The organism is Pseudomonas sp. NPDC087626 (assembly GCF_044743405.1).
GTDB lineage: Bacteria > Pseudomonadota > Gammaproteobacteria > Pseudomonadales > Pseudomonadaceae > Aquipseudomonas.
In genome coordinates this window covers 24892-49489 of sequence record NZ_JBIUWJ010000037.1, presented here as the reverse complement: position 1 = coordinate 49489, position 24598 = coordinate 24892, and the positions used below count along the sequence as shown (strand labels likewise).

General features: G+C 57.8%; 22 protein-coding genes, 2 tRNA genes and 1 pseudogene. 19 read left to right on the top strand and 6 right to left on the bottom strand.

Annotated elements, in window-relative coordinates; translation table 11 throughout:
* Positions 1-27: 27 nt before the first annotated feature.
* The 5 genes from ACIOVD_RS24245 to ACIOVD_RS24225 all read left to right on the top strand — a co-directional run bounded on the left by ACIOVD_RS24245 (position 28) and on the right by ACIOVD_RS24225 (position 5643).
* Entirely contained in the window at positions 28-1317 is a 1290-nt protein-coding gene (locus ACIOVD_RS24245; RefSeq protein WP_401130661.1) for an NAD(P)/FAD-dependent oxidoreductase, read from the top strand.
* Between the two features lie 25 nt (positions 1318-1342).
* On the top strand, positions 1343-1900 hold the full coding sequence (locus ACIOVD_RS24240; protein WP_095169638.1) for a helix-turn-helix domain-containing protein: 558 nt from the start codon (positions 1343-1345) through the stop codon (positions 1898-1900).
* Between the two features lie 23 nt (positions 1901-1923).
* The gene (locus ACIOVD_RS24235) at positions 1924-3270 is read left to right on the top strand and encodes a glutamine synthetase family protein (RefSeq protein ID WP_401130658.1); all 1347 of its coding nucleotides are present in this window, start codon (positions 1924-1926) and stop codon (positions 3268-3270) included.
* 225 nt (positions 3271-3495) lie between these two features.
* Positions 3496-3569, top strand: a tRNA-Cys gene (locus tag ACIOVD_RS24230).
* Positions 3570-3951: 382 nt separating this feature from the next.
* Entirely contained in the window at positions 3952-5643 is a 1692-nt protein-coding gene (locus ACIOVD_RS24225; protein ID WP_401130656.1) for a trypsin-like peptidase domain-containing protein, read from the top strand.
* A 95-nt stretch (positions 5644-5738) separates the two neighbouring features.
* On the opposite strand, the gene ACIOVD_RS24220 is transcribed toward ACIOVD_RS24225, so the two are convergent.
* The 3 genes from ACIOVD_RS24220 to ACIOVD_RS24210 all read right to left on the bottom strand — a co-directional run bounded on the left by ACIOVD_RS24220 (position 5739) and on the right by ACIOVD_RS24210 (position 7598).
* Positions 5739-6806, bottom strand: coding sequence for a tyrosine-type recombinase/integrase (locus tag ACIOVD_RS24220; protein WP_401130654.1), 1068 nt, complete (start codon positions 6804-6806; stop codon positions 5739-5741).
* Between the two features lie 2 nt (positions 6807-6808).
* Positions 6809-6985: a DUF4224 domain-containing protein gene (locus tag ACIOVD_RS24215; RefSeq protein ID WP_401130670.1), complete on the bottom strand. Its 177-nt coding sequence runs from the start codon at positions 6983-6985 to the stop codon at positions 6809-6811.
* 172 nt (positions 6986-7157) lie between these two features.
* Entirely contained in the window at positions 7158-7598 is a 441-nt protein-coding gene (locus tag ACIOVD_RS24210) for a hotdog fold domain-containing protein (protein WP_401130652.1), read from the bottom strand.
* Between the two features lie 134 nt (positions 7599-7732).
* Here ACIOVD_RS24210 and ACIOVD_RS24205 point away from each other — a divergent pair, with 134 nt between their 5' ends.
* The 5 genes and pseudogenes from ACIOVD_RS24205 to ACIOVD_RS24185 all read left to right on the top strand — a co-directional run bounded on the left by ACIOVD_RS24205 (position 7733) and on the right by ACIOVD_RS24185 (position 10310).
* Positions 7733-8350, top strand: a complete 618-nt coding sequence (locus tag ACIOVD_RS24205; RefSeq protein ID WP_401130650.1) for a TetR/AcrR family transcriptional regulator — start codon at positions 7733-7735, stop codon at positions 8348-8350.
* Positions 8351-8440: 90 nt separating this feature from the next.
* Complete coding sequence (locus ACIOVD_RS24200) at positions 8441-8602, top strand: transposase (RefSeq protein ID WP_401130648.1); 162 nt, start codon at positions 8441-8443, stop codon at positions 8600-8602.
* A 230-nt stretch (positions 8603-8832) separates the two neighbouring features.
* A complete protein-coding gene (gene tnpB, locus ACIOVD_RS24195; RefSeq protein WP_401130668.1) occupies positions 8833-8985 on the top strand; it encodes an IS66 family insertion sequence element accessory protein TnpB in 153 nt (50 codons plus the stop codon).
* Positions 8952-9909 (top strand): annotated as a pseudogene (gene tnpC, locus ACIOVD_RS24190) (IS66 family transposase); the annotation flags it as partial. The gene tnpB and the pseudogene tnpC, both read left to right, overlap by 34 nt.
* Before the next feature lie 47 nt (positions 9910-9956).
* Positions 9957-10310: a gamma-glutamylcyclotransferase family protein gene (locus ACIOVD_RS24185; protein WP_166589362.1), complete on the top strand. Its 354-nt coding sequence runs from the start codon at positions 9957-9959 to the stop codon at positions 10308-10310.
* 5 nt (positions 10311-10315) lie between these two features.
* Here ACIOVD_RS24185 and ACIOVD_RS24180 read toward each other — a convergent pair whose 3' ends face one another.
* Positions 10316-10591, bottom strand: coding sequence for a hypothetical protein (locus ACIOVD_RS24180; protein WP_401130646.1), 276 nt, complete (start codon positions 10589-10591; stop codon positions 10316-10318).
* 79 nt (positions 10592-10670) lie between these two features.
* On the opposite strand from ACIOVD_RS24180, the gene ACIOVD_RS24175 reads away from it, so the two are divergent.
* Together ACIOVD_RS24175 and ACIOVD_RS24170 are read left to right on the top strand one after the other, a co-directional pair.
* A tRNA-Leu gene (locus ACIOVD_RS24175) sits at positions 10671-10755 on the top strand.
* Positions 10756-11393: 638 nt separating this feature from the next.
* Positions 11394-13520 (top strand): TonB-dependent siderophore receptor, encoded by a 2127-nt coding sequence (locus ACIOVD_RS24170; RefSeq protein WP_401130644.1) that lies wholly within the window; start codon positions 11394-11396, stop codon positions 13518-13520.
* A gap of 34 nt (positions 13521-13554) precedes the next feature.
* On the opposite strand, the gene ACIOVD_RS24165 is transcribed toward ACIOVD_RS24170, so the two are convergent.
* Positions 13555-14745, bottom strand: a complete 1191-nt coding sequence (locus ACIOVD_RS24165) for an MFS transporter (protein ID WP_401130642.1) — start codon at positions 14743-14745, stop codon at positions 13555-13557.
* A gap of 137 nt (positions 14746-14882) precedes the next feature.
* On the opposite strand from ACIOVD_RS24165, the gene ACIOVD_RS24160 reads away from it, so the two are divergent.
* A complete protein-coding gene (locus ACIOVD_RS24160) occupies positions 14883-15800 on the top strand; it encodes a LysR family transcriptional regulator (protein ID WP_401130640.1) in 918 nt (305 codons plus the stop codon).
* A gap of 320 nt (positions 15801-16120) precedes the next feature.
* Here ACIOVD_RS24160 and ACIOVD_RS24155 read toward each other — a convergent pair whose 3' ends face one another.
* A complete protein-coding gene (locus ACIOVD_RS24155; protein ID WP_095169714.1) occupies positions 16121-16999 on the bottom strand; it encodes a LysR family transcriptional regulator in 879 nt (292 codons plus the stop codon).
* Positions 17000-17131: 132 nt separating this feature from the next.
* Between ACIOVD_RS24155 and ACIOVD_RS24150 the strand changes: the two genes are divergently transcribed.
* The 6 genes from ACIOVD_RS24150 (at position 17132) to ACIOVD_RS24125 (ending at position 24569) form a co-directional block, all read left to right on the top strand.
* The gene (locus ACIOVD_RS24150; RefSeq protein ID WP_401130638.1) at positions 17132-18010 is read left to right on the top strand and encodes an alpha/beta hydrolase; all 879 of its coding nucleotides are present in this window, start codon (positions 17132-17134) and stop codon (positions 18008-18010) included.
* A gap of 126 nt (positions 18011-18136) precedes the next feature.
* On the top strand, positions 18137-19705 hold the full coding sequence (locus ACIOVD_RS24145) for an ABC transporter substrate-binding protein (protein ID WP_401130636.1): 1569 nt from the start codon (positions 18137-18139) through the stop codon (positions 19703-19705).
* Between the two features lie 11 nt (positions 19706-19716).
* On the top strand, positions 19717-20658 hold the full coding sequence (locus ACIOVD_RS24140) for an ABC transporter permease (protein WP_159995430.1): 942 nt from the start codon (positions 19717-19719) through the stop codon (positions 20656-20658).
* A complete protein-coding gene (locus ACIOVD_RS24135; RefSeq protein WP_095169718.1) occupies positions 20655-21524 on the top strand; it encodes an ABC transporter permease in 870 nt (289 codons plus the stop codon). Before ACIOVD_RS24140 ends, ACIOVD_RS24135 begins: the two co-directional genes overlap by 4 nt.
* Positions 21525-21526: 2 nt before the next feature.
* Entirely contained in the window at positions 21527-23158 is a 1632-nt protein-coding gene (locus ACIOVD_RS24130) for an ABC transporter ATP-binding protein (protein WP_159995432.1), read from the top strand.
* 130 nt (positions 23159-23288) lie between these two features.
* Entirely contained in the window at positions 23289-24569 is a 1281-nt protein-coding gene (locus ACIOVD_RS24125) for an OprD family porin (protein WP_401130633.1), read from the top strand.
* Positions 24570-24598 lie beyond the last annotated feature (29 nt).

The window sequence follows — 24598 nt, the reverse complement described above, 5'->3', positions numbered from 1 at the left end:
TAAAAACATAATTTCATGGGTAGACAGATGTTTCAGCAATCCACACAACATGTCGCCAGCTACTACGCCCACAGTTGCGCCGATCGATTGCTGGAACGACCGGTGTTTGCGGGCGAGCAGGACACCGAGGTGGTGATCATCGGTGCCGGTTTCAGCGGCCTGCACACCGCGTTGCGCCTGGCCCTGGCCGGCAAGCGCGTGACGGTGCTGGAAGCCAGCCGGGTGGCCTGGGCCGCGTCCGGACGCAATGGCGGCCAGGCGATTCTCGGCTGGTCCTGCGACATGCCGCCCCTGGAAGCGGCGCTCGGCCATGAGCGCGCGCGCCGCCTGTGGGACAGCATGCGCTGGGCCGCCCGGGAGTTGCGTGAACTGCCGGCCCGCCACGGTTTCGACTGTGACTATCGCCCCGGGCATTTGTGGACCTCGGTCATGCACCGGCGGGTCAGCCTGTTGACCGAGTGGCAGCACGAGGCCAGCCACAAGTGGGGTCACGATGGCCTGCAATTCATCCCCCGCGAACAGTTGCCGCAGTGGGTCGCCAGTGAGCGTTACCAGGCCGGGTTGTTCGATCCCGAAGGCGGGCACCTGAACCCGTTGAAACTGGCCCTGGGCCTGGCCGCCGCCATCGAAAGCGCAGGCGGGCGTATCTACGAGCAAAGCAAGGCCCTGAGCTACCGCCAGGTGGGCGATCGTTACGTGGTCGAGACCGAGCAGGGCAGCTTGCGCGCCGATGTGCTGGTGCTGGCCTGCAATGCCTACCTCGATCGACTCGATCCGCAGTTGGCCAGTTGCGTGTTGCCGGTGGGCACCTACCAGGTCGCCACCGCGCCGCTGGCGCCGGCACTGGCCAGGGCGTTGCTGCCGGGCAATGTGTGCGTCACCGACAATCAGTTTGTCCTCGATTACTTTCGTCGTACCCCGGACCACCGCCTGCTGTTCGGTGGCGGCTGCACCTACCTGGGCGGCATGCCCAGGGACATCGGCGCGGCAACCCGGCCGTTTCTCGAGCGGGTGTTCCCGCAGTTGCAGGGCGTCGAACTGGAGTACGCGTGGGGCGGGCACATCGACCTGACCCTCAAGCGCACCCCGGACATCGGCCGGCGCGGCGATCTCTACTGGCTGCAGGGCTATTCGGGACACGGCGTGTTGCCAACCCTGGCCGCCGCGCGCGCGGTATCGGCAGCCATCCTCGGCCAGGCCGACGAATTGGCCCTGTACCAGGGCCTGCAAAACGACAGTTTTCCCGGCGGCAAATACCTGGCCGCGCCGCTGGAAGCCATCGGCAAGGCCTGGTACCGACTGCGCGACAGCATTTGATCAATCCTCTTCCGGAATTCCAGGCATGAACAAGCAAGAAGAAATTGCCGCGCTGGCGATCCTGATCCACGACCTGCGCAAGCACAAGAAATTCACCCTCAAGGAGCTGGCGGACAAGATCGAGCGCTCAGTGGGTTTCCTTTCGCAAGTCGAGCGTGGCCTGTCTCGCCCAACCGTGGCTGACCTGACGGCGATCAGCGAGACCCTGGGGGTGCCGACCACCTATTTCTACAGCCTGCCCAAGCCCAAGGTCCTGCCGTGGGTTACCCGGCCGGATGAGCGCCGCACCCTGTACTACGCCAACGGCATCACCGACATCCTGGTCTCGCCGAAAATGCGCGCCACCTTCTCGATGCTCGAAAGCCGCCTGGAGGCCGGGGCCAACAGCGGTGAGCGGCACCTGAGCGACAGCTCGGAGCAGGGCGGTTACGTGCTCGAAGGCGAGTTGACCCTGTGGCTGGACGAGGACGACGAGCCCGTCACCTTGCTGGCCGGCGACAGTTTCCAGCTCGACAGCCACACCCGCTGCCGCTACGGCAACCTCACTGACCAACTCACGCGCGTGCTGTGGGTTTACACCTGATCACTACAACGGGAACCTTGAAGATGGACGCTGCCTGCTCTGATCTGTTGGCCGAAGTACGGGCTTTTCGCCAACGCTACCCTGAGGTGCGTTATGTCGACCTCATCTCCCTGGACATTCCGGGGCACTTCTACGGTAAGCGCTATCCGATCGACATGCTGGAAAAAGTCGCCGCCGGCACGGCCCTCAAGTTGCCGCAGAACTGCGTGCTGCTGGGTGTGCAGGGTGGTCTGTTCAAGATCGGTGACTACTGCTTCCACGACGGCGACCCGGATGCCGTGCGGCGCCTGGTACCGGGCACACTCAAACCCGTGACCTGGGAGTCCCAGCCCCTGGGGCAGATGCTGATCACCTCCGACGGCACCGCCAAGCCCATCGAATTCGAACCCCGGGAAGTCCTCGCCCAGGTGCTGCAGCGCCTGCGCGGCAAAGGCATTCACCCGGTGGTGGCCTTCGAGCTGGAGTTCTACCTGTTCGACAAGCAACTGCGTGACGGTCTGCCGCAGTTCCCCCGCGATGGCCTGACCGATGACACCGACGATCAACCGAACATGCACATCGAGCGCCTGTCGCGGTTTTCTCCGGTGCTCGATGAAATGGTCGAGGCCGCCCGCATCCAGGGCATCGACACCACGGTGATCACTGCCGAGCTGGGCCCAGGCCAGTTCGAAATCAACTTCGGCCACCTCGACGACGGCCTGCAAGCCGCCGACTGGGCCGCACTGTTCTGCCGCAGCACCCGTGGCGTGGCCCTCAAGCACGGCTATCGCGCCAGCTTCATGGCCAAGCCGTACCTGCAACATCCCGGCAGCGGCATGCATGTGCACGTCAGCTTGTACGACGGCGCCGGCCAGAACCTGCTGGCGGCCAACCAGCAACAGGCCCTGCGCCATGCCGTCGCCGGCTGCCTGGAACTGCTGCCGCATTGCATGCCGATCTTCGCCCCCAACCAGAACGCCTACCGCCGCCTGGGCGGCACCGTCAACGCCGCCACCCGCGCCAGTTGGGGCTTCGAGGACCGCGACGCCTGCGTCCGCATCCCTGAGTCCGACGCCAAGAACCTGCGCATCGAACACCGCCTGGCCGGTGCCGACGCCAACCCGTACCTGGTACTGGCGGCGATCCTGGTCGGCCTGGAGCAGGGCCTGGCCGCTGGCCGCGAACCCATCCCGCCGCTCAACGAAGATCGCAACAGCGGCATCGACTTCCCCCTTGACATGCTCGAGGCCGTACGCCACATGCAACACCAGCCACAACTGCGCGAAGGGCTGGGCGCTGAGTTCGTCGACGTCTACTGCGAAAACAAGCGCCAGGACCACTTGGCCTTCCAACAGGAAATAAGCGCACGGGAATACCGCTGGTACCTATAATCACCCCCTGGCCCGGCTCGCCCCGGGCCAGGGAATTGAAAACCTTGAGATTTTTTACTTTGCGTCCTTGACAGGACATCGGAAGCAGTCCAGAATTGCGTCCATTCCTGCTTAGGGAACGAGAAAAACCCTTTAGATTTCAAAGGGTTGGGAGTAGATGAAAATCTAGTTTCCTTCTCCAGTTTGTTTGCGTTTGGTGTTGTTTTTCAGGCATCCGACGTTTGAGGCCGAGTAGCAAAATGGTTATGCAGTGGATTGCAAATCCACCTACGCCGGTTCGATTCCGACCTCGGCCTCCACTATCAAAAACCCCGTAGATCAATGATCTACGGGGTTTTTTATTGCCCTCGGAAAAGTGAAGTGTTCCGCAATTTTCTAGTGGTGTTCCGCAACTGCATACTATCGGGTATCTAACTGCTTAGGGTCTGGCTCGCTACGATTGATGAGCTGACGTTGGCGGCAGGTATAGAAGTCGGCCAACAGCTGCCAGCAACACTGCGAAGTCGAAGACGTCAATGTGTTGGTGGACCGCTTGCAGTCTCAGATGAGGTGACGTACGCTGTCCTGGCCTCCATTCGGGTATTAAATAGGGTTGTTCAAACAGCGACCCGGCTCAAAAATGCTACAAGCAACGGCCCTTAGCGACTTAGGGGAATTATCGTTAAAGGAATATGGTGAAATATGAATGGAGGCTTTTTCTTAAACCTTTTCGACCTCAATCCGAGTACCACTCCTGAAGACCTAGCAGCACTTTTCGGGACGGACTACGGAAAAATAAAATATTATTATTACCGTGGAGATATGGCACGGCATTATCTTGCGTTTGAAATTCCTAAGAAAAGTGGCGGAAAACGCAAAATATTGGCACCAAGCGACAAGCTTAAAACTATCCAAGGGCGGATAGCGAGCTTGCTTTCAAAACTCTACAAACCAAGGGCACCAGTCAAGGCATTTCTGGCTGGACAATCTATTGTCGCCAACGCTCGCCCTCATTGCCGAAAAAAATATGTCTTCAATATCGACCTAGAAAATTTTTTCGGAACAATTACTTTTCGGCGTGTCCGTGGGATGTTAATGGCGAAACCTTATTCGCTTTCTCCAGAGACCGCATCAGTAATTGCTCACCTTACCACTGTAAACGGTATATTGCCCCAGGGGTCACCAAGCTCTCCCGTCATATCAAACATGCTATGTGCTAGCTTAGATAAAGACCTTTATTCGTTGGCAAAGCGTCATCGGGCAGTCTACACACGTTACGCTGATGATATGACGTTTTCATTCTATAGTCCGATAGAGTATGTTTCTAGAGAACTTGTGGAGTGGCGTGAGATTGATGGCAGACCAAATCATTACGGAAGCAAGGTCGGGCAAGAACTCGCGGCTGTAATTGAAACTCACGGCTTCAAAATCAACGAAGATAAGGTCAGGTTGCAGGGGACTCATGAGCGGCAAGTTGTGACGGGGCTTGTAACCAATCAAAAGCCAAATGTACCCCGGCCATATATTAGAAAAACTGCCGCCTTAATGCACTCGATTGAGAAGTTTGGATTTGAGGTTTCGAACTCGATTTTTAAAGAAAAAAGCCCCAACTCTACTGCGAACATTGAGACCCACCTACAAGGGCGACTGCTTTACATAAAGCAAGTTGTTAGCGAGGAGTCAGAAGTCTATAGGAGGCTTGCCCACAGATACAATATGCTGCCGATCAGCTCTAAGGTTCCCAACACCCCGGTAGCTACTCGTGAAGACTTAGATAATTTCAAAGTCGGAACATTTATAAAGGACAAATGTTGGGTTATTGAAATTAATGAGCAAATTAACGGCAGGCTCGTCAGTAGCCAAGGTAGCGCGTTCCTGATCGGTGGTCGTTTATTGGTGACATGTGAGCACGTACTTGCTGAGCAGTTTGGTGATGGTGTAAGAATCGAAGTCGCTGAGTGCTTGATCAAGAGGATGGGAGACGAAAATCTGTATGAGGCGAAAGTCATCATTCGTGATAAAGACCTGGATCTTGCAGTGTTGAAAATTGTAGATCCTCCAGCTGGTCTGGAAGTTTTTGCATTGGAAGATATCAAAGAACCCAATATTGGTGATCGTGTAGCGGTTTTAGGTTTTCCAAATTTTAAGGAGGGCAGCAGCGACGTTGGAGTCTTGAAGTGCAGGCTTACCAACAAATATCCATTAAGTGGTGTAATGCATAGTGAAGTTGATAAGACTTTGTATTCTGGGAATAGTGGTGGGCCTGTAATTAATTCGAGTTACCACGTTGTTGGAATTGCAGCTCAAGGTGCTGCTGGTAGTCCGGAGGGAAAAAACTCCTTCATTAGAGTCTCAGAGCTAAAAAAGTTTCTGGAAAAAAGCGGAGCAATTTAGTCTCATTAGGTTCTTTTTGTCCGAGTGTTGCCCGTCACCACTTCAGATTCTGATCGTGGAATCGGGCATCGGCAGTAGCTTTTCGCGCTCCATTGCTATTTTGTGGGTTGTACGATTTCACCAACACGACGATAAACTTTTTTCGTCATCTCCTGCGTTGAGTGACCGAGCAGTCGGCTTGCCTGCCCAATGTCGTCAATATCGCTGGCCGCTTTTGGCCGGATGTCACGGAATTGGAATTGTCGGATCTCGGCGCCGAGGGTTGTATCACCTTCGGCTATTGCCTTCACAGCTGCTTTTTCGCGGGCCTCATCCCACCGGTTTCTCAGCATGGCATAACTCATTCGTAGTCCCGCTTTGTTGGTGATCAGGCATGAGTTTCTGATGCCAGCCATGGTTTTTCGCTCAAGCAGGGCATCGAGGAATGTGCTGAGATTTGATGCGTTTGTCCCATCGTGTAGACGGATGCGCAGACGTTTCTCGGTCTTGCCCTGTCCTACCATTAGAAATCCATTGCTGAGGTCGGCTGTCGACGCTTTAAGCACATCAGCAGGGCGCTGGCCTGTCAGGTAGGCCAGGTCCATTGCGTCCTTTAATTCGAGCGGAGCCTCTGCGTACACCGCATCCCAAACAACTTGGCCCGCATAGAAGTCGCGTGGTGTCTCTTTGTTCCTTCGTAGTCGAGCGCAAGGGTTTGCCATTTCAGTGAGTCCCCATTCACGGGCAAATGTGAATATAGTCGAGAGGAGGGCGATCTCGCGGTTAGCGCGCACCTTTGCTGTCCGCGCGTCGCGATACTGGGCGATTACCTGCGGGGTAAGGGCTTCGACGGGGGCTGATTCGAAGGCGTTACGTAGCTGTTTCAAACCTTTGAGATAGTCTTTTTGAGTGCCGGGCTTAAGTCCTGGGATGACCTTCTCTTCGTAGTCGTCGAATAGCCTGCCCATCAGGTGAGCAGCCTTAGGTGTAGCTTTGCGATCCAGGCGGGCCCATTCAACTTTAGCCTCATCGAGGTCGCCGCCGAGAGGGATCTCCACTCGGCTACCGTCGACATCCCTGCCGTTGTAGTAGTAACCCACCCAGATGCTCCCATTCTTTCTTTTCCGGATGCGCCGAATCATTCGTGGTGGAAGATCTCGGTTTGCTGTTTTCTTTTGGCGCATTTTTAGCCTACGCGGGAGAGATCAAGGGACCAGGTTTCAGCGACGGCATTGGTTGCTGAAGGCTTCAACCCGGCAAGTTTCAGGCGGGCATACACGCGGCCTACGACGGGGCGTTGGGCCGCGGTGAGTACGTGCTCCCATGCATTGCGTTGCAACCATTGACGTTGGCAAGACGGAATCTAGTATCCGGTGATCGCGGCCAGTTCATCTCCGCCTTTATGACTGATGCAGATAGCCCGTGAACGCGGGCCCAGCGCGTTTAAGTATTGAACTGCCGATCCGATGTGAACAATTACCAATTCCGCATACCCGGTGATGTGGCTCGGCAAACGCCGAGCCAATCGGAAAGGCTTAGGCGATTTTTACATTCATCGTGATTTTGGCGGTGAAAACCTTCACTCCACCCTCGTCGAAGATATCAACCGGGACGAACTTGTCGCCGCCGGTTTCCCAATCAATACCACTACCATCGGCAACCGCGCGAATACTCGATTTTGCTTTCGCGAGATATTCAACGGTCATGCCTTTCGGAATCCATTTGGCGCCTGAAGGAATCGAAGCGTCAGTCATCATTCCGCCCGCTAACTCGGCGGCATTGCATAGGGCAATCGCGTGCACAGATGCTAGATGGTTGGTGATTTCCTTGCGAAACGGCACGTTTACCACTGCGTGGCCCGGGCTTAGCTCAGAAATCTCCGGGGAGATCGTGCTGAAGAAAGGTGCCATTTGGCACGCCATATTGCTGAACGCGGCAGGGCCTACGCTATTGAACATGCTTAGAGCTTGGCTCATGAAATACCCTCTAGGTCAGTTAACAGAATAATATTCTGTAACGGAACAATATTCTGTATTTCTGAGAGCTGTCAAGCTGCGCTTTCTCTGCTGGGCGTTCAACCTATAAACTGAGCTCATTTGGCGTACATCTCATGCAATCAATTGATCTAAGCGAGCGTATTTATCCCGGTAGGCGCAGTGAGCTCAAGCGCACCATCCTGCGCCAGGCGCTTGCCTGCTTTAATGAGTCAGGTATCGAAGCCACTAACATTGAGACCATTCGCTCTCAATGCGAAACAAGCGTAGGGGCTATCTACCATCACTTCGGCAATAAGGAGGGGTTGGTAGCGGCTCTTTTTTTCGCTGCTCTAGAGGATCAGGCAGCCCTGCGAGATAGCTACTTGCAAGAAGCGCAGACGGCTCAAGCGGGCGTAGCTGCACTCATTTATAGCTACGTTGAGTGGGTGGATGAGCAACCGGATTGGGCCCGTTTTCTTTTTCAAAGTCGCTACGCAGTCTCAAACGGGCCTTTCAAAGACGAGTTGCTTGAACGCAATAAACAACGCAACAAACGACTGCTGGACTGGATGAGTATCGAGGGCCGTAAGGAGCAGTTCAGCCACCTTCCGACAGAACTCATTCCCTCTCTCATCATTGGAACGACGGAAAGCTATTCGCGTGCCTGGCTTTCTGGGAGGGTCAAAAAAAGTCCGAAGGTGTACCGCGATTTTCTCGCGAAGGCCGCATGGGACTCAATCACGCAAGGTTGATGCACGGGTTACAGCCTTACTCCGTAAGCGCCCGGCGAACTCACCTACCCGATCCCAGCCATAAGGGCGATGGTGTCCACCTAAAAATACGTGGACACCATCGCCCTTATCATCAGGATCACCGTGCGCCAAAGAAACTCTTACCCCAAGCCCTTGAAAGCCCAAGTCGTCCAGGAATGCCTGCAACCAGGCGTATCAATGGCCAGCGTAGCCCTGCGCCACGGCATCAACGCCAACCTGGTTCGAAAATGAATTCCTACGTATCGTTTCTGCCCGCCGCCGGCGCTGCCTGCTTTCGTTCCAATGAAACTAGCATCCACAACCCAGTCAGATCCGCAGGCCAACATCAGTATCGATATCCCTTTCGGCCAGCAAAAAATCACCGTTAAATGGCCAACTTCAGATCCTGACGGTTGCGCCCGTTTTATTCGTGAGCTTGCCCGTTGATCCGCATAGACTCCATTTGGCTCGCCACCGAGCCCATGGATATGCGCGCCGGTACCGACACCGCGTTGGCCAGAGTGGTTGCCGTATTCGGTGCGGCGAAGCCGCACTGCGCTTATCTCTTTGCCAATCGCCGCGCCAACCGGATGAAAGTCTTGGTGCACGACGGCGTGGGCTTTTGGCTCACGTGATGGTGGCGAAATTCGCCGACCACTTGCCGTTCTACAGGCAGGAGAAGATTTTTGGCCGCGCCGGCCTGATGATCGCTCGCTCGCTCGACGCTAGCGCAGTGGGTTGGACAAACCGGCGTGCAGCTTCAGCCTTTGGTCGATGCGTTGCGCGAAGCGGTGCTGGCCGAGGGCGTAATCCACGCTGATGAAACCCCGGTGCAGATGCTCGCGCCCGGCGAGAAGAAAACCCATCGAGCGTACGTCTGGGCCTATAGCACGACGCCGTTTTCGGCGCTCAAGCCGGTGGTGTACGGCTTCAGTCCGAGCCGGGCGGGCGAACATGCGCGTAACTTCTTGGGCGTCTGGAACGGCTAGCTTGTTTGCGATGACTTCGCCGGCTACAAAGCTAGTTTTGAAAAAGGCATCACAGAAATCGGCTGCATGGCCCATGCCCGCCGCAAGTTTTTCGATCTGCATGTAGCCAACAAAAGTCAGTTGGCGGAACAGGCGCTGCACTCGATTGGAGGCGTGTACGAAGTTGGGCGGCAGGCAAGAGACATGAGCTGTGAGGATCGTTGGCGAATACGTCAGGAAAAGGCTGCACCGATAATCAATACGCTGCATGACTGGAGGTTGGCCCAGCGCGACTTGGTGCCCAACGGGTCGGCCACGGCAAAAGCCCTAGATTACAGCCCCATCGATAACAATCAGGTGAAAAACCAGATCCGACCTTGGGCACTTGGGCGTTCAAACTGGTTGTTTGCCGGGTCGCTGCGCAGCGGCAAGCGGGCGGCGGCGATCATGAGTTTGATCCAGTCAGCTCGCATGAATGGGCATGATCCGTATGCGTATTTGAAGGACGTTCTGACTCGTTTGCCAACACATCGTGCGACTGATATAAGCCTGCTTCTGCCGCACTGCTGGACGCCGGATTTAGCTTCCTAACCAAGCTAATGTTTTGCCTTTGTGATGGATAACTTAAAGGAAGGAATATGACCTTGCATCAGGATTTTAAAATTTTGCTGTTTTCTTATGGCACCTTGCAGGACAAGGCCGTTCAGGTAGCCAACTTTGGCCGAGAGCTAGTTGGGCAGCCGGATCACATGGCCGGCTACAAAGAGTCCTACGTTGAAATTACTGATCCAGAGGTGCTTGCCACTAGCGGGAAAACACACCATCCGATTGTCATCCCTAGTGCAAACCCTGAGGAGACTGTTTCAGGCATGGTCTTCCAGATCACCCCACAAGAGCTACGTGCAGCGGATGCCTACGAGGTTTCCGACTACAAGCGTGTTGCAGTGGGGCTTGTCTCCGGGTTGACGGCATGGGTGTATGTAAAAGCCTAACAAATTCAAAAAATACTTTGGCGCATAGTGAGTCCAGCATTCCCGGTGAACTCGACGGCTAAGCAGTCGGCACCTACCACCGGAATGCTGGGATTTGCAATGTGTTCTCTCGGAACGCTTACCCTGAATTTGCGTACCACTAAAAAGGTTTTACCGCCGGCTTTGGTGACCCGAATCGCGAAACCTTTGAGTTCCGTGTCGTACACCAAGATGTCGGCTTTGCCGCCCGGGCACGTCAGGTCGTCCAATGCGGACTTGGTAAAACTGATTTTCATGGCCAAGAGGGGTGTCTCATTTCCTAAGTGATTGATTCTGGTTTTGTTTTGGGGTTAAATCAGCGCCTGCTTTTGCATTTCCCATGCCCCGATGGTGAAATTGGTAGACACATCAGACTTAAAATCTGCCGCCGCAGGGCGTGCCGGTTCGATTCCGGCTCGGGGCACCATCTCGCTTCATCAAAAAACACCACTATTTGTCACTAGCGTCTAACGAGACCCTGGTGTTTTTTGCTGTCTGCGATTTGGCATCCGGCACCCTAAATTTGGTCGCTAGCTTGAGAGCTGTTTGGGAGCCGACTTGGGAGCTTTGCTGGTAGCTTTCGCCATTCCTGGCACGCCGCGCTCAGCTCTCACTCGCGTTCATTGCGAGCCAATAATGTTCATAAGCTATTGATTTTAAAAGTTTATAAGCCTGTAAGCACGGGCAAAAGCCGGCCTCGGCGCTCAACTGCTTTTGTATGCTGGCGAGGGGCAGGATGACTTTTTCACGCAGGCCCTTGTTCGTTTCTGGTTGAGAGAAAAGCTCATAAAGACTTTTTAATGCCTTCTGCGACCGTCCAGTCCTGGCTGACCACGTAAATCTGAAACGACTGCCAAAGGGCTCCTCGAGGGCCCTTTTTTACGTCATGGGGTCTGCAAGCGAGGTGTCCTGGAATTCCTTGATCAGCGATGTGTGCACCCGTAGGTAGCATCCAGAAAATACAAATGCGAATACGTATCAATATATTGCTGTGAGGTATACCATACGCCGCGATTTATTGGCATGTATGCCCTCCCATTTGGCTATTTTCTCAAGGTTTACTAGATGCGTCGTACTCTGGTGTCCATCTGCGTGCTTCAGGCATTCTCCGTGTCCTCCTGGGCAGAAGAAGTCACAACTGAAAAAGCCAGTCTGGAGTTGCAAGCGACTGACATCGTTGGCACAGCAGATTTTGAAACCGCCCTTGGGCCAGTTGATGGTTATCGCGCGACGCGGTCGGCCAGCGCTACGCGCACCGACACTTCGATCCACGAAACGCCACAGTCCATCAGCGTGGTCACCAGGGATGTCGTCGAGGACATCAGTGCGACAAGGTTGCAGGACGCTCTCGATTACGCCGGTGGTGTGGGGCGGGCCAACAATTTCGGCGGACAGGGGCTGACTACCTTTACCGTGCGCGGCTTTACCACCGGGGAGTTCTATCGCAACGGGTTCCCGATCAACCGTGGTTATCCGAACATGCCCGATGCCAACATCATCGAGCGACTGGAAGTGCTGCGAGGGCCGGCGACCATGCTCTATGGCCGAGGCGATCCAGGTGGCACCTTCAACGTCATCTCCAAGCAGCCCCTGGCCGTGCCCACTGTGACCCTGGGGAGCCAACTCGACGACCAGGGCATGCAGCGCGGCACGCTGGACGCCTCCGGCCCGTTGGACGAAGAGGGCCGCCTGGCCTATCGCCTGAACGTGGTGGGTGAGGGCGGTGATACCTTCCGCGATCATGTCGAAACCGAACGCTACGGCGTGACCCCGGTGCTGTCCTGGCAGGCCACCGACGAGACCAAGGTAATTTTCGAAGGCGATTTCATGCGCAACAATCACCCGCTCGACCGTGGCCTGACGCGCTATCCAAACCAGATCGGCACGGCCTCGCGCGACACCTTCTTCGGCGAAAAAGACGTTGGCAAACTGCACAACGACAACAACATGGCGCAGCTGCGGTTCGAGCATCTGCTGAGCGATAACTGGACGTTGGGCGGTGGATTCCAATGGCTCGACGGGACCCTGGCGGGGAATGCGGTCGAAGCCAACGGTGTGGCTTCGGACGGGCGCACCCTGGGCCGTAACTTCAATTACCGCAAGCTGGAGTGGACGGACAAGGACACCCAACTCAACCTCACCGGACATTTCACCGCAGGCGGTTTCGATCACACCCTGCTGACCGGCGTCGAGTACGAGGATTACGACTACCAGTCGATCATCCAGCGCTCCAGCGGAGACGCCAGTGCCTATCCGATCGATATCTTCAATCCGGTGTATGGCCAGCCGCGTCCAGCCTTGACCCGCACCCCGACCAACGACAAGGAAAACCTCAAGACCTACGCCGCGTTCATCCAGGATCAGGTGGCCGTGACCGAGCGCTTGCGCGTCCTGGCCGGAGCCCGTTTCGAACGCTTCGAGCATACCTACCAAACCTTCGTGCCGGCCGGCAGAAGCTGGGAGGCCAGCGACAATGCCGTGACCCCGCGCGTTGGTGTGACCTATGACCTAACCGATACCGTGGCGATTTATGCCGACACGGCGCGCTCGTTCAAGCCCAATACCGGTGCCAGTCGCCAGGGCGGTGGTTTCGAACCGGAAAAGGGCAAGTCCTATGAGCTGGGTATCAAGTGGGAAGCGCTGGACAGTCAATTGAGTGTCGACGCGGCGATCTACCAGATCGAAAAGCGCAACGTACTCACCACCGATCCTGTGGACTCGACGTTCAGCGTGGCGGCAGGCGAGGTGCGCAGCCGTGGTTTGGACCTGAACATCGCCGGCAACCTGACCCCGCAATGGCGGGTGATCGGCGGCTACGCCTATGTCGATGCGCAAGTGACCAAGGACAACGTCATCGAATCCGGCACCCGGCTGATGAACATCCCGCAGAGCAGCTTCAGCCTGCTCAATGTCTACGAGTTCCAGGATGGCGCGCTCAAGGGTCTGGGGCTTGGCACCGGGCTCAAGTACGTCGATGAGCGCGCAGGGCAGACCGCCAACACAGCGTTTTCGATGGGTAGCTACACGGTGGTCGACCTGCTGAGCTACTACAAGGTGAACGACAGGGTCAGGCTCAATCTGGATGTGAAAAACCTGGCGGATGAAGATTATGAGGAGGGGGCGTTCGGCAACGTTTACGCTTATCCAGGGGCGCCGAGAACAGTGCAGGTCGGTATTTCCTACACGTTGTGATTCGATTGAATGGGCGGTCTTGAGCGTTGGCGTTTTAGGCTTTTCGCAGTAACGCCCGGTTCATGGCGAGAATCGTGCCTAGCAACGAGAGAAGGAGAAGCCCAATAACACCCCATGCAAAGGACGCCAAGCCTGTTCCATCAAGCAGAATACCTCCGACGATACCGCCGGCGGCAACGGCGGTGTTCCAACCGGTGGTGTACATGGATTGCGCGACATCGACCGACTCGCCGGCAAAACGAGACAAGGCCGTTTGGGTGATCGTAGCAAACCCACCAACGGCCAATCCCCAGATCACGACGCAAGAATAAACCATCCCTGGAAGGTCGCCCCAAAGACCAAGTAGCAGGGAAGCACAGGCGAAGGCCACGATGCTTGCAACAGCAAGGAGTTGCAGTCGGCGATCAACCATTGAGCCGACGAACCACAGGCCAATGATTGAGCCTATTCCGAAGACGAACAGAACAATATCGACATCCGCAGACAAGCCCGAGGGTTCGAGGAGGGGCTCAATGTAGATATAGAGAATGTTGTGGGCGACAACGAAGGTAAAGACCACAAACAGCACGGCACGAATGCCAGTCTTTAGAAAGACTCCAGTAAGTGGCTGGCGCTGCTCCCTGGTCTGACCGGGAAAGTCCGGAACCACGGCGATTATCCATACGATGAGCGACAGTGCCAGGACAGTCATCAGGCCAAAAGCACCTTGCCAGCCAATGGCTCGGCCAAGCAACGCCCCCAGCGGTACGCCCAACACCAACGCGATGGTTGCGCCGGCGCCGGATATCGCAATCGCCCGGCCGCTGAGGTGAGACGGTGAGATACGAACCGCATAGCCAGCTAGCAACGACCAAACAATGCCGCCGAAGACGCCAGCAAAGAAGCGCGCTACCAATGAGATGCTATAGCTATCGGAAAGCGCGGTGACGAGATTGACAACCGAAAACCCAAGGATCGCGACCAGCAGCAAAGGACGCCGCCGCATGCCTTGCGTAAGAGTTGTCACTGGAATGGCAGCGACCAGTGCCCCTACCGCGTAGGCAGTAATGAACTGACCGGCCAAGCTTTCGGATACGTTCAAGCCCCCTGCGATGGAGGAAAGCAGTCCGGCCGGCATGATTTCGGTCAACAGCGTGATAAAGGCTGCCATCGCCAAGGCAAGCAGTGCCGCGATAGGCAAAGCCTCCGTACTCGTGGCTGAAGCAGATGTAGTCGTCGTACGCATCAATCAAATTCCTCAAATCGAGAGTTGTCTCAGCCCCTTGTGGGGCGCTACTCGGCAGTGTGCTCATTGGCGGAGAAAAGAAAAATAGGCAATAATTCAATACATATATGACGATTTAGTCATGAATAAGGATGCCCATGGAAAGCCTTGGTTCCCTCGAAGTTTTCGTTCGTGTCGGTGAGTCGCGCAGCTTCACAACTGCCGGGCAACAACTAGGCATCTCAGCATCAGCAGTCAGCAAGGCTATCGCTCGTCTGGAGGAGCGGTTAGCTACGCGACTGTTCCATCGGTCGACTCGAACTGTCTCCTTGACTGCAGAAGGTGCTCTATTCCTGGAACGCTGCAGGCGCATCCTGGGTGAGGTAGAGGCGGCGGAAAACGAGCTTGCGCAATCCAGCCAGACACCTCGCGGCAAGCTTCGCGTTAGCCTGCCTTCCGTCGGTCTACTGTTCATGCCGCAATTCGCTGAATTCAAACGCCAGTACCCCGACATAGAACTGGATATCGACTGCACTGATCGTCTGATGGATGTAATCGAGGAAGGATTTGATGCGGTGATCCGCACGGGAGAACCGAGTGATTCCCGGTTGATGGCACGTAAGCTCGGAAGCTATCGCCGTATCATGGTGGGTGCGCCGAAGTACTTCGAACAATGTGGTGTGCCGAAGACCCCCGAGGATCTAATGCAGCACCGCTGTCTACTGTACCGCTTCCCCAGTAGTGGCAAGGTCGACCAGTGGCCACTCAGCCGGGGAGGCCAGGCACTCACTTTTGATCTGGCCAGTTCAATGACGGCCAATACACTTGAACCGCTGGTTTGCTTCGCAGAGTCAGGTCTTGGCATCGCCTGCATGCCTGACATTGCCATCCGCCAGCAACTGGAAATTGGCAGCCTGGTATCCGTACTGGATGGCTTCAATCGAGACCACACCATCTTACGAGTGCTATGGCCTTCAAGCCGGCATCTTTCACCCAAGCTGAGAGTCTTCGTCGACTACGTGGCCGTCACTCTATTTCCTGATATCAGCAAGAAACCGACACAACCCAATACATAATCTCAAGGTACCTCGCACGCCACTCGAAACACAGTTGCCGGTCGGGAGGGTTCTGCATCAGATCTGCAAGTCACCCGCCCTGATGAATTCGATGAGTGCTTTTAAGGCGGGTGGCACATGGCGTCGGCGGCCTTTGGCGCAATATTGTGCCGTTACGCGATCACAGGAACCTGTAGCAGCTGCCGAGCTCGCGAGGCTGCGTTCGGCTGCGAAGCAGCCGCCAAGGCCCTACACCAACCCGGCGAGGACTCCGTCCTCGAACGCAGCCTCGCGAGCTCGGCAGCTGCTACAAGTACTACGCACATCGCGTAACGGTACGTTCACTTCGCCACCGCCGTCATCAGCAGCTTGCGAATCTCCCCGGTAATCGCGCTTTTGGTGCCTTGCTCCAATATCCCCACCCGGCGTACCGCCAAGTCGCCGGGCAGCGGCAGCACTCGCAGGCTGGGGTCCTTGTGCCAGTCGAAGTTCTTCAGCAAGGGCACGATTGCCACACCGACTTGTTGGCGAACCAGGTCGGCGATGCCGATGATGGAGTTCAGTTCGAGAATTTCCAACGGCTCGACGGACTCACTCTTGATGATTGCCTGCACCTTGCGCCCGACTGCCGTGGACCTGTCGTAGCGAATAAACGGCTGGGTTCTCAGCAGTTCCACGGCATCGTCAATGCCGGCGGTTTGCGTGGCATTGGCGAGCATGACGATCGGTTCGTTGTAGAGCAGGGTCCAGCTCAATCCATCGAAGTTTTGCCGTGCGGTCTCGATCAACAGCGCGGCGTCGAGCTTGGCGGCATGCACCAGGTTGACCACTTCGTCGGAGCGGGCAGTCATCAAGTTGACCGATATCCTCGGGTGCAGTTTTTTCAGTTGCACCAGGCAATTGGCGAGCAGGCCCATGCCGGAGGTAATGCCGCCGATGGACACTTCACCCTCCATCGCCACGCCTTCGGGCGCTTCGGCGATCATTTGCTCGTAGTCCGCCAGCAGGCGCTTGGCTTTGGGCAGCAACAACACCCCGTCGCGGCTCAGTTTGATCTGCCGATGACTGCGGTCGAACAGCGGTCGGCGCATCTCTTCTTCGAGTGCGCGCATTTGCTGGCCGACCGCGGCATTGGTCAGGGCCACGCGGTCGGCGGCGGCGGCAAAGCTGCCGTATTCGGCGACGGCGATAAAGGTCTTGAAAAAACGAATACTGCTCATGGAAAGGGCCGTAGTCAGGGGGTATCGCTGCATCGTAAAGGTTTTGTTTACTCAAACTAAAGTTTAATTAGTTTTTCTTTTTATAGCCTCCGCCCAATACTCATTCCCGAACTGACTCGGCGAACTTTCCACATGAGCAATTTAGACACCACGTTAGATAACAACCCCGAACAACTGGCCCTGCGTGCTGCCAAGAGCGTGTATCACCTCGGTGCTACCACAGTGTATTCACACACCGAAGACAGCCGTTTTGCCTACACCCTCTACGTGCCTGAGGCGATTGAAGACAGCAGCCGGCCAGTGGATCTGGTGGTCTCGCTGCACGGCTCGACCCGGGCGATGGAGATCTATCGCAATGGCTTCGCGGAATTTGGCCGTTGGAACGATTGCGTGATTCTGTCCCCACTGTTCCCGGTCGGCGTCCTGGGTGACAACAATGGGGACGGCTACAAGCAGTTGGTCGAGGGCGATATCCGCTACGACCAGGTCCTGCTCGACATGATCGCCGGCGTCGGTAAACGTTATGGTCGGCGCTTCGATACCTTCGCGCTGTTTGGTTATTCCGGTGGCGGACAATTCACTCATCGATTCTGCTACTTGCACCCAGAGAAACTCTGGGCAGCGTCCATCGGTGCGCCGGGATCGGTGACCTTGCTGGATGCCGACCAGGATTGGTGGGTAGGGGTGCGGGACTTCGCGGCGCGATTCGGCAAACCGCTGAACCTGCAAGCCTTGCAGCAACTGCCGGTGCACATGGTGGTGGGTGACTCGGACCTCGAGACCTGGGAGATCACCCACCGCGAAGGCGGAAAACACTACATGGCCGGTGCCAACGCCGCCGGACGTACACGCCCGGAACGCCTGGCCAGCTTGCAGGCAAGTTTCCAAGCCGCCGGCGTACAGGTGCACTTCGACCTGTTACCCAACGTGGCTCACCAGGGCATCAAGGCGATGCCGGCGGCCCAGGACTTTTTCGCCAAGGTGCTGCGGCACAAGCGCAGCCTTGGCTGATACAGCACTGCCAGATGCACTCAGAACAGGCCGTATAACAATAACTAAGGATTCACTCATTCTGATGCCGGTCCTGCCTTGGCCTTCGCCACTGACCGGAATACTTCTTCAAGGAGTCGTTCTCCCGTGAATAATTACGTAAAGACCGCGCTCGTCGTCGCGATGTCGACATGCACAGTGTCCCTTGCCGTTGCGCAAGACAAGGTGATCAATGTGGGTATCAATGGCGATATCCGCAGCACCGACCCAGGCGTCAACCGCGACGACAATACCGATGCGGTCATGATGCATATCGTCGAAGGGCTGGTGGCGTATCGCGAAGACACCAGCATCGCGCCGATGCTTGCCCGCGCGGTGGACGTCTCGCCGGACGGCCTGCGCTACACCTTCACCCTGCGCGAAGGGGTGCACTTTCAAAATGGCCAGCTGTTGACGGCCAAGGACGTGCAATGGACCTGGCAGCGCTACCTTGACCCCAAGACCCAGTGGCGCTGCCTGGCGGAGTTCGATGGCCGTGGTGCGGCCAAGATCGTCGATGTCTCCACCCCCGACGCGCAGACCGTGGTGTTCCAGCTGGACCAGGCCAATGGCTTGTTCCTGGCGGCGATGGCCCGCCCGGATTGCACCGGCAGCGGCATTCTGCATCCCGACTCCCTGGCGGCCGATGGCAGTTGGCGCGCCCCGATTGGTACCGGTCCATTCACCTTGGGCAAATGGCAAAAGGGCCAGTACGTCGAGCTGGATCGCTTCAAGGATTACTCCCCGCGGGCCGAGGCCGAGGCGGACGGGTACACCGGCAACAAGCAGGCGTTTGTCGACAAGGTGCGTTTCGAGGTGATCCCCGATTCGGCGTCGGCCAAGGCTGCGCTGCTGTCGGGTGGCGTGGACCTGCTGCCGGACGTGACGGCGATGGATGCCGCGGAGCTCAAGAAGGTCAAGAACCTGCAGATCCAGGTCAGCCCGATCATGACCATCAGCGGCCTGTTGTTCCAGACCCGTGACCCACTGCTCAAGGACGTGCGCATTCGTCGTGCGGTGGCGCTGTCCCTGGATTACGCGCAGATGGTGGCGGCGTTGTCCGATGGTTTGTCGGTGGTCAACAACTCGGTGATTCCGACCGCCAGCCCGTACTACGACGCCACTGCGCACCAGGGTTACAGCTACAACCTCGACGAGGCCCGGCGCCTGTTGAAAGAGGCGGGTTACGCCGGTGAAAAGATCCGCATGCTGGTCAACAAGCGCTACCCGCAGATGTTCGACATGGGCTTGCTCAGCCAGGCCATGACCCAGGCGGCGGGGCTCAATATCGAGATGGAGACCCTGGAGTGGGGCACGCAGTTGGAGCGCTACCAGACCGGCAGCTACCAGATGATGTCGTTCTCTTATTCGGGGCGTTTCGACGCGGCGCAAAGCTACGAGTCGGTGATCGGCGACAAGCACAAGGAGCCGCGCAAAGTCTGGGACAACCCCGAGGCCCTGGCGATATTGCGTGAGGTCCAGCGCGAGGTTGACCCTGCCAAGCGCCAGCCGCTGTTCGACAAGCTGCATACCTTGATGCTCAAGGATGTGCCAATGGTGGCCATCTACAACGGTACCGCCATCGGCGCGATGGGCAAGCGCGTTGAAGGGTACCGCTCCTGGCCCGTTGCCAAGCCGCGCCTGTGGGGCGTGAAGCTGGCCGACACTTCCAAGTAAGGCGTACCACTATGTTTCGATTCATCTTGCACAGGCTCGGCATGGCGGTGCCGACCCTGCTGCTGATCTCGGTGATTGTATTTGCCTTGATCCGCCTGATTCCCGGCGACCCCGCCTTGCTGATGCTGGGCGACATGGCCGACCCGCAAAGCCTCGCCGACATGCGTAGCAGCCTGGGGCTGGACCACTCGGTGCCGACCCAGTACCTGATCTGGATCAAGTCGGTGCTCAGTGGCGACCTTGGGGTGTCCATCAGCAGTCGCCAGCCCGTGTTGGAGTTGCTGGTCGAGCGTTTCAGCGTCAGCGCCACGGTGGTGCTCGTCGCGGTGTTGCTGGCGACCCTGCTCGCGGTACCGGTGGGCTTGCTCGCGGCCTGGAAGCAAAACAGCGCGATGGACCTGGGCCTGGTGGCAACGGCGACCTTGCTGTTGTCGGTGCCAAGCTTCTGGCTGGGCTTGTTGCTGCTGTATGTGTTCGGCATCCAGTTGGGTTGGTTGCCGGTGATCGGCTACGTTGGCTTCGCCAGCGATCCCATGAAGGCGGTGACCTATGTGGTGCTGCCGATCATTACCCTGACCCTGGTGGAATTCGGCGCCATTGCGCGGATGGCACGGGCCAGCACCATTGAGGTGTTGCGCCTGGAGTACATCGCCCATGCACGGGCCAAGGGATTGTCAGAGGGCGCGGTGCTGTGGAATCACGCCCTGCGCAATGCGTTTGCGCCGACCTGGACCCTGATCGGCCTGATCCTGGGCAATCTGCTCGGCGGCATTGCAGTCCTGGAAACCGTGTTCACCTTGCCCGGCATCGGCCGGTTGATGGTCGATGCGATCTTCTCCCGCGACTATCCGGTGCTGCAGGGTTGCCTGCTGCTGATCACCTGCATCTACGTGTTGGTCAACCTGTTGGTGGATCTGGTGTATCCGCTGTTCGATCCAAGGGTGAAGCTATGAACCTCAAGACTCCTGCCTTGCCGAGCGGGCTGGATACCCAGCCTCGACGCAGCTGGCGTTACCCGCCGTTGAATGCCTTGATCGGCGGCAGTTTACTCGCGGCACTGGTATTGCTGGCGTTGCTCGGCGTGGTGTGGACACCTTATGACCCGCTCAAGCTGGACTTGTTGTCGCGCCTGCACGCGCCGAGCGCTGCGCACTGGCTGGGCACCGACGAGTTCGGCCGTGACGTGTTCAGCCGCTTGATCATTGGTGCACGCACCAGCCTGTGGATCAGCCTGCTCTCGGTGAGCGTGGCGGTTATCTGCGGCACAGTGATCGGCATGCTCGCCGGTTATCTGCGCGGCTGGACCGACCGCGTGCTGATGATGCTCAACGATGCGCTGCTGGCGTTTCCCGGGATCCTCATGGCCCTGGGCATCATGGCGATCGTGGGGGCCAGCCAGTACGGAATCGTGCTCGCCCTGGGCATCGCCTACACCCCCTCAGTGGTCCGGGTGGTGCGTGGCAGCGTGTTGTCGTTGCGTGAGCTGGAGTTCATCGAGGCCTCACGGGTGATTGGCAACTCAGAGCTGTACACCATGTTCCGCCACATCACCCCCAACTGCCTGGCGCCGTTGTGTGTGTTGGCCACCAGCATGTTCGGCTGGGCCTTGCTCTCGGAGAGCGCGCTGAGCTTTCTTGGCCTGGGCGTGCCACCGCCGGCTGCCACCTGGGGCAGCATGCTCTCGGCAAGCCGCACCTATATCTCGACGGCACCGTGGCTGGGGATCTTCCCGGGCATCTTTATCAGCCTGACGTTGCTGGCTATCAATCTGTTCGGCGATGCCTTGCGCGATCGTCTCGACCCGCGCATGAGGAAATGAGCATGAGCGTTTCAGTGCCACTACTGGCCGTTGAAAATCTACAGATTCGTGTCGGTACAGACGGTCCGCTGGCTGTCGACGACTTCAGCTTCACCATGGCTCCCGGGGAAATCGTTGCACTGGTGGGTGAGTCCGGCAGTGGCAAGACCATGGCTGCACGCGCGGCCATTGGCTTGCTGCCAGCGCCGATGAACGTGTGTGGCGGGCAAATCATCTTCCAGGGTGAGCCGTTGGAGCCCGGCAATGCCAAGGCGATGCGTGGGGTGCGCGGCGCGCGGATCGGCATGGTGTTCCAGGAACCGATGGTCTCGCTCAACCCCGCGCTGACCATTGGCCGGCAGATGAGCGAGGCGCTCAAGTTGCACACCGAGTTGGACGCGGCGACGATCCGTCAGCGTTGCAGCGATATGCTGCAGCGCATCGGTATCAAGGACGCCGAGAAATGCCTGGCATCCTATCCGCACCAGTTCTCCGGTGGCATGCGCCAACGCATTATGCTCGCCTCGGTGATGCTGCTGCGCCCGGCACTGTTGATTGCTGACGAGCCGACCACGGCACTCGATTGCCTGGCACAACTGGACGTGATCGAGTTGATGCTGGAGCTGACCCGCGAGCAGGGCACTGCCATTCTGTTCATCAGCCATGACCTGTCCCTGGTGGCGCGTTATGCCCACAAGGTGGTGGTGATGCGTGCGGGCAAGGCGGTGGAGCAGGGCCGAATCGAAGACATCCTGTTCGCGCCGAAGGCCGACTACACCCGCCAGTTGCTTGAAGCACTGCCACGGCGCGGCGCGCTGGTGCCATTGCCAGCGGCCGAAAGTGCGCTGTTGCAGGTCCAGGATGTGTGCATCGAACATCCGGGGCCGCGCAGCTTTTGGGGGCGCAGCGTGCCCAAGCGGGTGGTGCATTCGGTGAACCTGAGCATCGCACCGGGCGAGACCCTGGCCTTGGTCGGTGGCAGTGGTTCGGGCAAGACCACCCTCGGCCGTGCTGTGGTCGGGTTAGTCACGCCATGCGCCGGGTCGATCCTGTTCCAGGGCGTGGATATCCTCAAGGCCGCCAACCGTGCGCACCGCCTGCAATGCCAGATGATTTTCCAGGACCCGTATTCATCCCTCGATCCGCGCATGACCGTGGGCCAGATCATCGCCGAGCCACTGCGCCATGAACCGGGCCTGACGGCTGCGCAAAAACGCCAGCGGGTCACCGACACACTGCTCGATGTGGGCTTGCCCGAGCAGTTCCGTGAGCGCTTTGCCCATCAACTCTCGGGTGGCCAGCGCCAGCGCGTGGCAATTGGTCGAGCGCTGGTCCGGCGGCCGAAACTGGTGATTGCCGACGAGCCGATTTCGGCGTTGGACATGACCATTCAAAAGCAGATTCTGGAGTTGTTCGAACGCCTGCAGCGCCAATACGGGTTCGCCTGCCTGTTCATCTCCCACGACCTGTCGGCGGTGGAGCGCATTGCCCATCGCGTGGCAGTGATGAACCAGGGTGAGGTGGTGGAAATGGGCCCGCGTGAGAGGATTTTCGACACTCCACAACACCCTTACACCCGCCGGCTACTCGCGGCGGCCAGCCCCTTGGAGAAACGTGCGGATGGCAGTTACCGCCTCCGTGCCAGCGTGATTTAGGTACTGCAACACCCCAGGCCTGTGCTTTGCAAACCCACCCTTCGTCAATCGCTGATTGGCGAAGCAGGCGAAGCCATGGCCGAAGAAAACAAAAACAACTCCACTCACCCTGTCTGCCAGGAACCTACACATGAATATCCGCTTCAACACAGTCCTCGCCAGTGCCAGTGTCATGGGCGCCGGTTTCATGCCCTTGTTTGCCCAGGCTGACTTCGTCGCCGACAGTAAGGCTGCGCTTGAACTGAAGAACTATTACTTCAACCGCGACTATCGCGAGTCCAGCGGCCAGAGCAAGCGCGCCGAGTGGGCACAGGGCTTCACCCTCAACGTCCAATCGGGTTTTACCGAAGGCACCGTCGGTTTTGGCCTCGACGCGGTTGGCATGTTCGGGATGAAGCTCGATTCGAGCCCGGACAACTCGGGCACCGGGCTGTTGTCCCGCTCAAGCGTCGCCGAACCGGGTGCCCCCAGCTATGCCCGCCGTGCCCACGACAACTACTCCAAGCTCGGCGTCACCGGCAAGGCGCGCCTGGCGCAAAGCGAGCTGCGTGTGGGCTATATGGTGCCTGACCTGCCCACCCTGCAACCGAACCTCAGTCGTCTGTTCCCGCAGAGTTTCAGCGGCACCGCGCTGACCTCCAGGGACATCGACCAGTTGACCTTGACCGTGGGTCAACTGGATCAGGTCAAGCAGCGCGATTCGACCAACTACGAAGACATGGGCCTCACCAGCCAGTACGGCGCGTACAAAAGCAGCGCCAAAAGCGATGAGTTCCGCTACGCCGGCGGTGAGTACAAGCTGACGCCGAGCACCATCGCCACTTACCAGTTCGCGCAACTGGAGAGCTTGTACCGTCAGCATTACCTGGGCTTGAAAAACAGCTTCAAGTGGGGCCCCGGCACGTTCAAGACGGACATCCGCTACTTCGACGCGAGCGAAGATGCCGCAGGGCTGGCCGGCAAAGTCGATAACCGTGCGTTGAGTACGCGTGTGGGCTATGGCCTGCATGGCCACAACCTGAGTGGCGGTTACCAGGAGCAGTACGGTTCGACGCCGTTCACCTATGTCGACGGCACCAACACGTACCTGTTCACCGAGTACCAACTGGCGAACTTCTCCCAGACCGGCGAGCGCGTCTGGCACGCCCGTTATGACTATGACTTCGCCACGCTGGGCATTCCCGGCCTGCTGTTCTCGACGCGTTATGCCAAGGGCGACAACGCCAAGGTCATTGGCTTCGACGGCGAAGGGCGCGAGTGGGAACGCGATCTGAGTCTCGGCTATGTGGTGCAGAGCGGCACTTTCAAGGACGTTTCGCTGCGTTGGCAGAACGCGAGCGCCACCAGCAACTTCGCCCGTGACACCAATGAAAACCGAGTGATTGTCGGCTACACCGTAGCGCTCTGGTAGCAGTGACGGCGTGCAGCAGGGTCAGCCTG

What these genes read in the sequence shown, in the direction of transcription:
- ACIOVD_RS24245 (WP_401130661.1), top strand. Translation starts at nt 28, where the DNA reads ATGTTTCAGCAATCCACACAACATGTCGCCAGCTACTACGCCCACAGT.
- ACIOVD_RS24240 (WP_095169638.1), top strand. Translation starts at nt 1,343, where the DNA reads ATGAACAAGCAAGAAGAAATTGCCGCGCTGGCGATCCTGATCCACGAC.
- ACIOVD_RS24235 (WP_401130658.1), top strand. Translation starts at nt 1,924, where the DNA reads ATGGACGCTGCCTGCTCTGATCTGTTGGCCGAAGTACGGGCTTTTCGC.
- ACIOVD_RS24225 (WP_401130656.1), top strand. Translation starts at nt 3,952, where the DNA reads ATGAATGGAGGCTTTTTCTTAAACCTTTTCGACCTCAATCCGAGTACC.
- ACIOVD_RS24220 (WP_401130654.1), bottom strand. Translation starts at nt 6,806, where the DNA reads ATGCGCCAAAAGAAAACAGCAAACCGAGATCTTCCACCACGAATGATT.
- ACIOVD_RS24210 (WP_401130652.1), bottom strand. Translation starts at nt 7,598, where the DNA reads ATGAGCCAAGCTCTAAGCATGTTCAATAGCGTAGGCCCTGCCGCGTTC.
- ACIOVD_RS24205 (WP_401130650.1), top strand. Translation starts at nt 7,733, where the DNA reads ATGCAATCAATTGATCTAAGCGAGCGTATTTATCCCGGTAGGCGCAGT.
- tnpB (WP_401130668.1), top strand. Translation starts at nt 8,833, where the DNA reads ATGGATATGCGCGCCGGTACCGACACCGCGTTGGCCAGAGTGGTTGCC.
- ACIOVD_RS24185 (WP_166589362.1), top strand. Translation starts at nt 9,957, where the DNA reads ATGACCTTGCATCAGGATTTTAAAATTTTGCTGTTTTCTTATGGCACC.
- ACIOVD_RS24170 (WP_401130644.1), top strand. Translation starts at nt 11,394, where the DNA reads ATGCGTCGTACTCTGGTGTCCATCTGCGTGCTTCAGGCATTCTCCGTG.
- ACIOVD_RS24165 (WP_401130642.1), bottom strand. Translation starts at nt 14,745, where the DNA reads ATGCGTACGACGACTACATCTGCTTCAGCCACGAGTACGGAGGCTTTG.
- ACIOVD_RS24160 (WP_401130640.1), top strand. Translation starts at nt 14,883, where the DNA reads ATGGAAAGCCTTGGTTCCCTCGAAGTTTTCGTTCGTGTCGGTGAGTCG.
- ACIOVD_RS24155 (WP_095169714.1), bottom strand. Translation starts at nt 16,999, where the DNA reads ATGAGCAGTATTCGTTTTTTCAAGACCTTTATCGCCGTCGCCGAATAC.
- ACIOVD_RS24150 (WP_401130638.1), top strand. Translation starts at nt 17,132, where the DNA reads ATGAGCAATTTAGACACCACGTTAGATAACAACCCCGAACAACTGGCC.
- ACIOVD_RS24140 (WP_159995430.1), top strand. Translation starts at nt 19,717, where the DNA reads ATGTTTCGATTCATCTTGCACAGGCTCGGCATGGCGGTGCCGACCCTG.
- ACIOVD_RS24135 (WP_095169718.1), top strand. Translation starts at nt 20,655, where the DNA reads ATGAACCTCAAGACTCCTGCCTTGCCGAGCGGGCTGGATACCCAGCCT.
- ACIOVD_RS24130 (WP_159995432.1), top strand. Translation starts at nt 21,527, where the DNA reads ATGAGCGTTTCAGTGCCACTACTGGCCGTTGAAAATCTACAGATTCGT.
- ACIOVD_RS24125 (WP_401130633.1), top strand. Translation starts at nt 23,289, where the DNA reads ATGAATATCCGCTTCAACACAGTCCTCGCCAGTGCCAGTGTCATGGGC.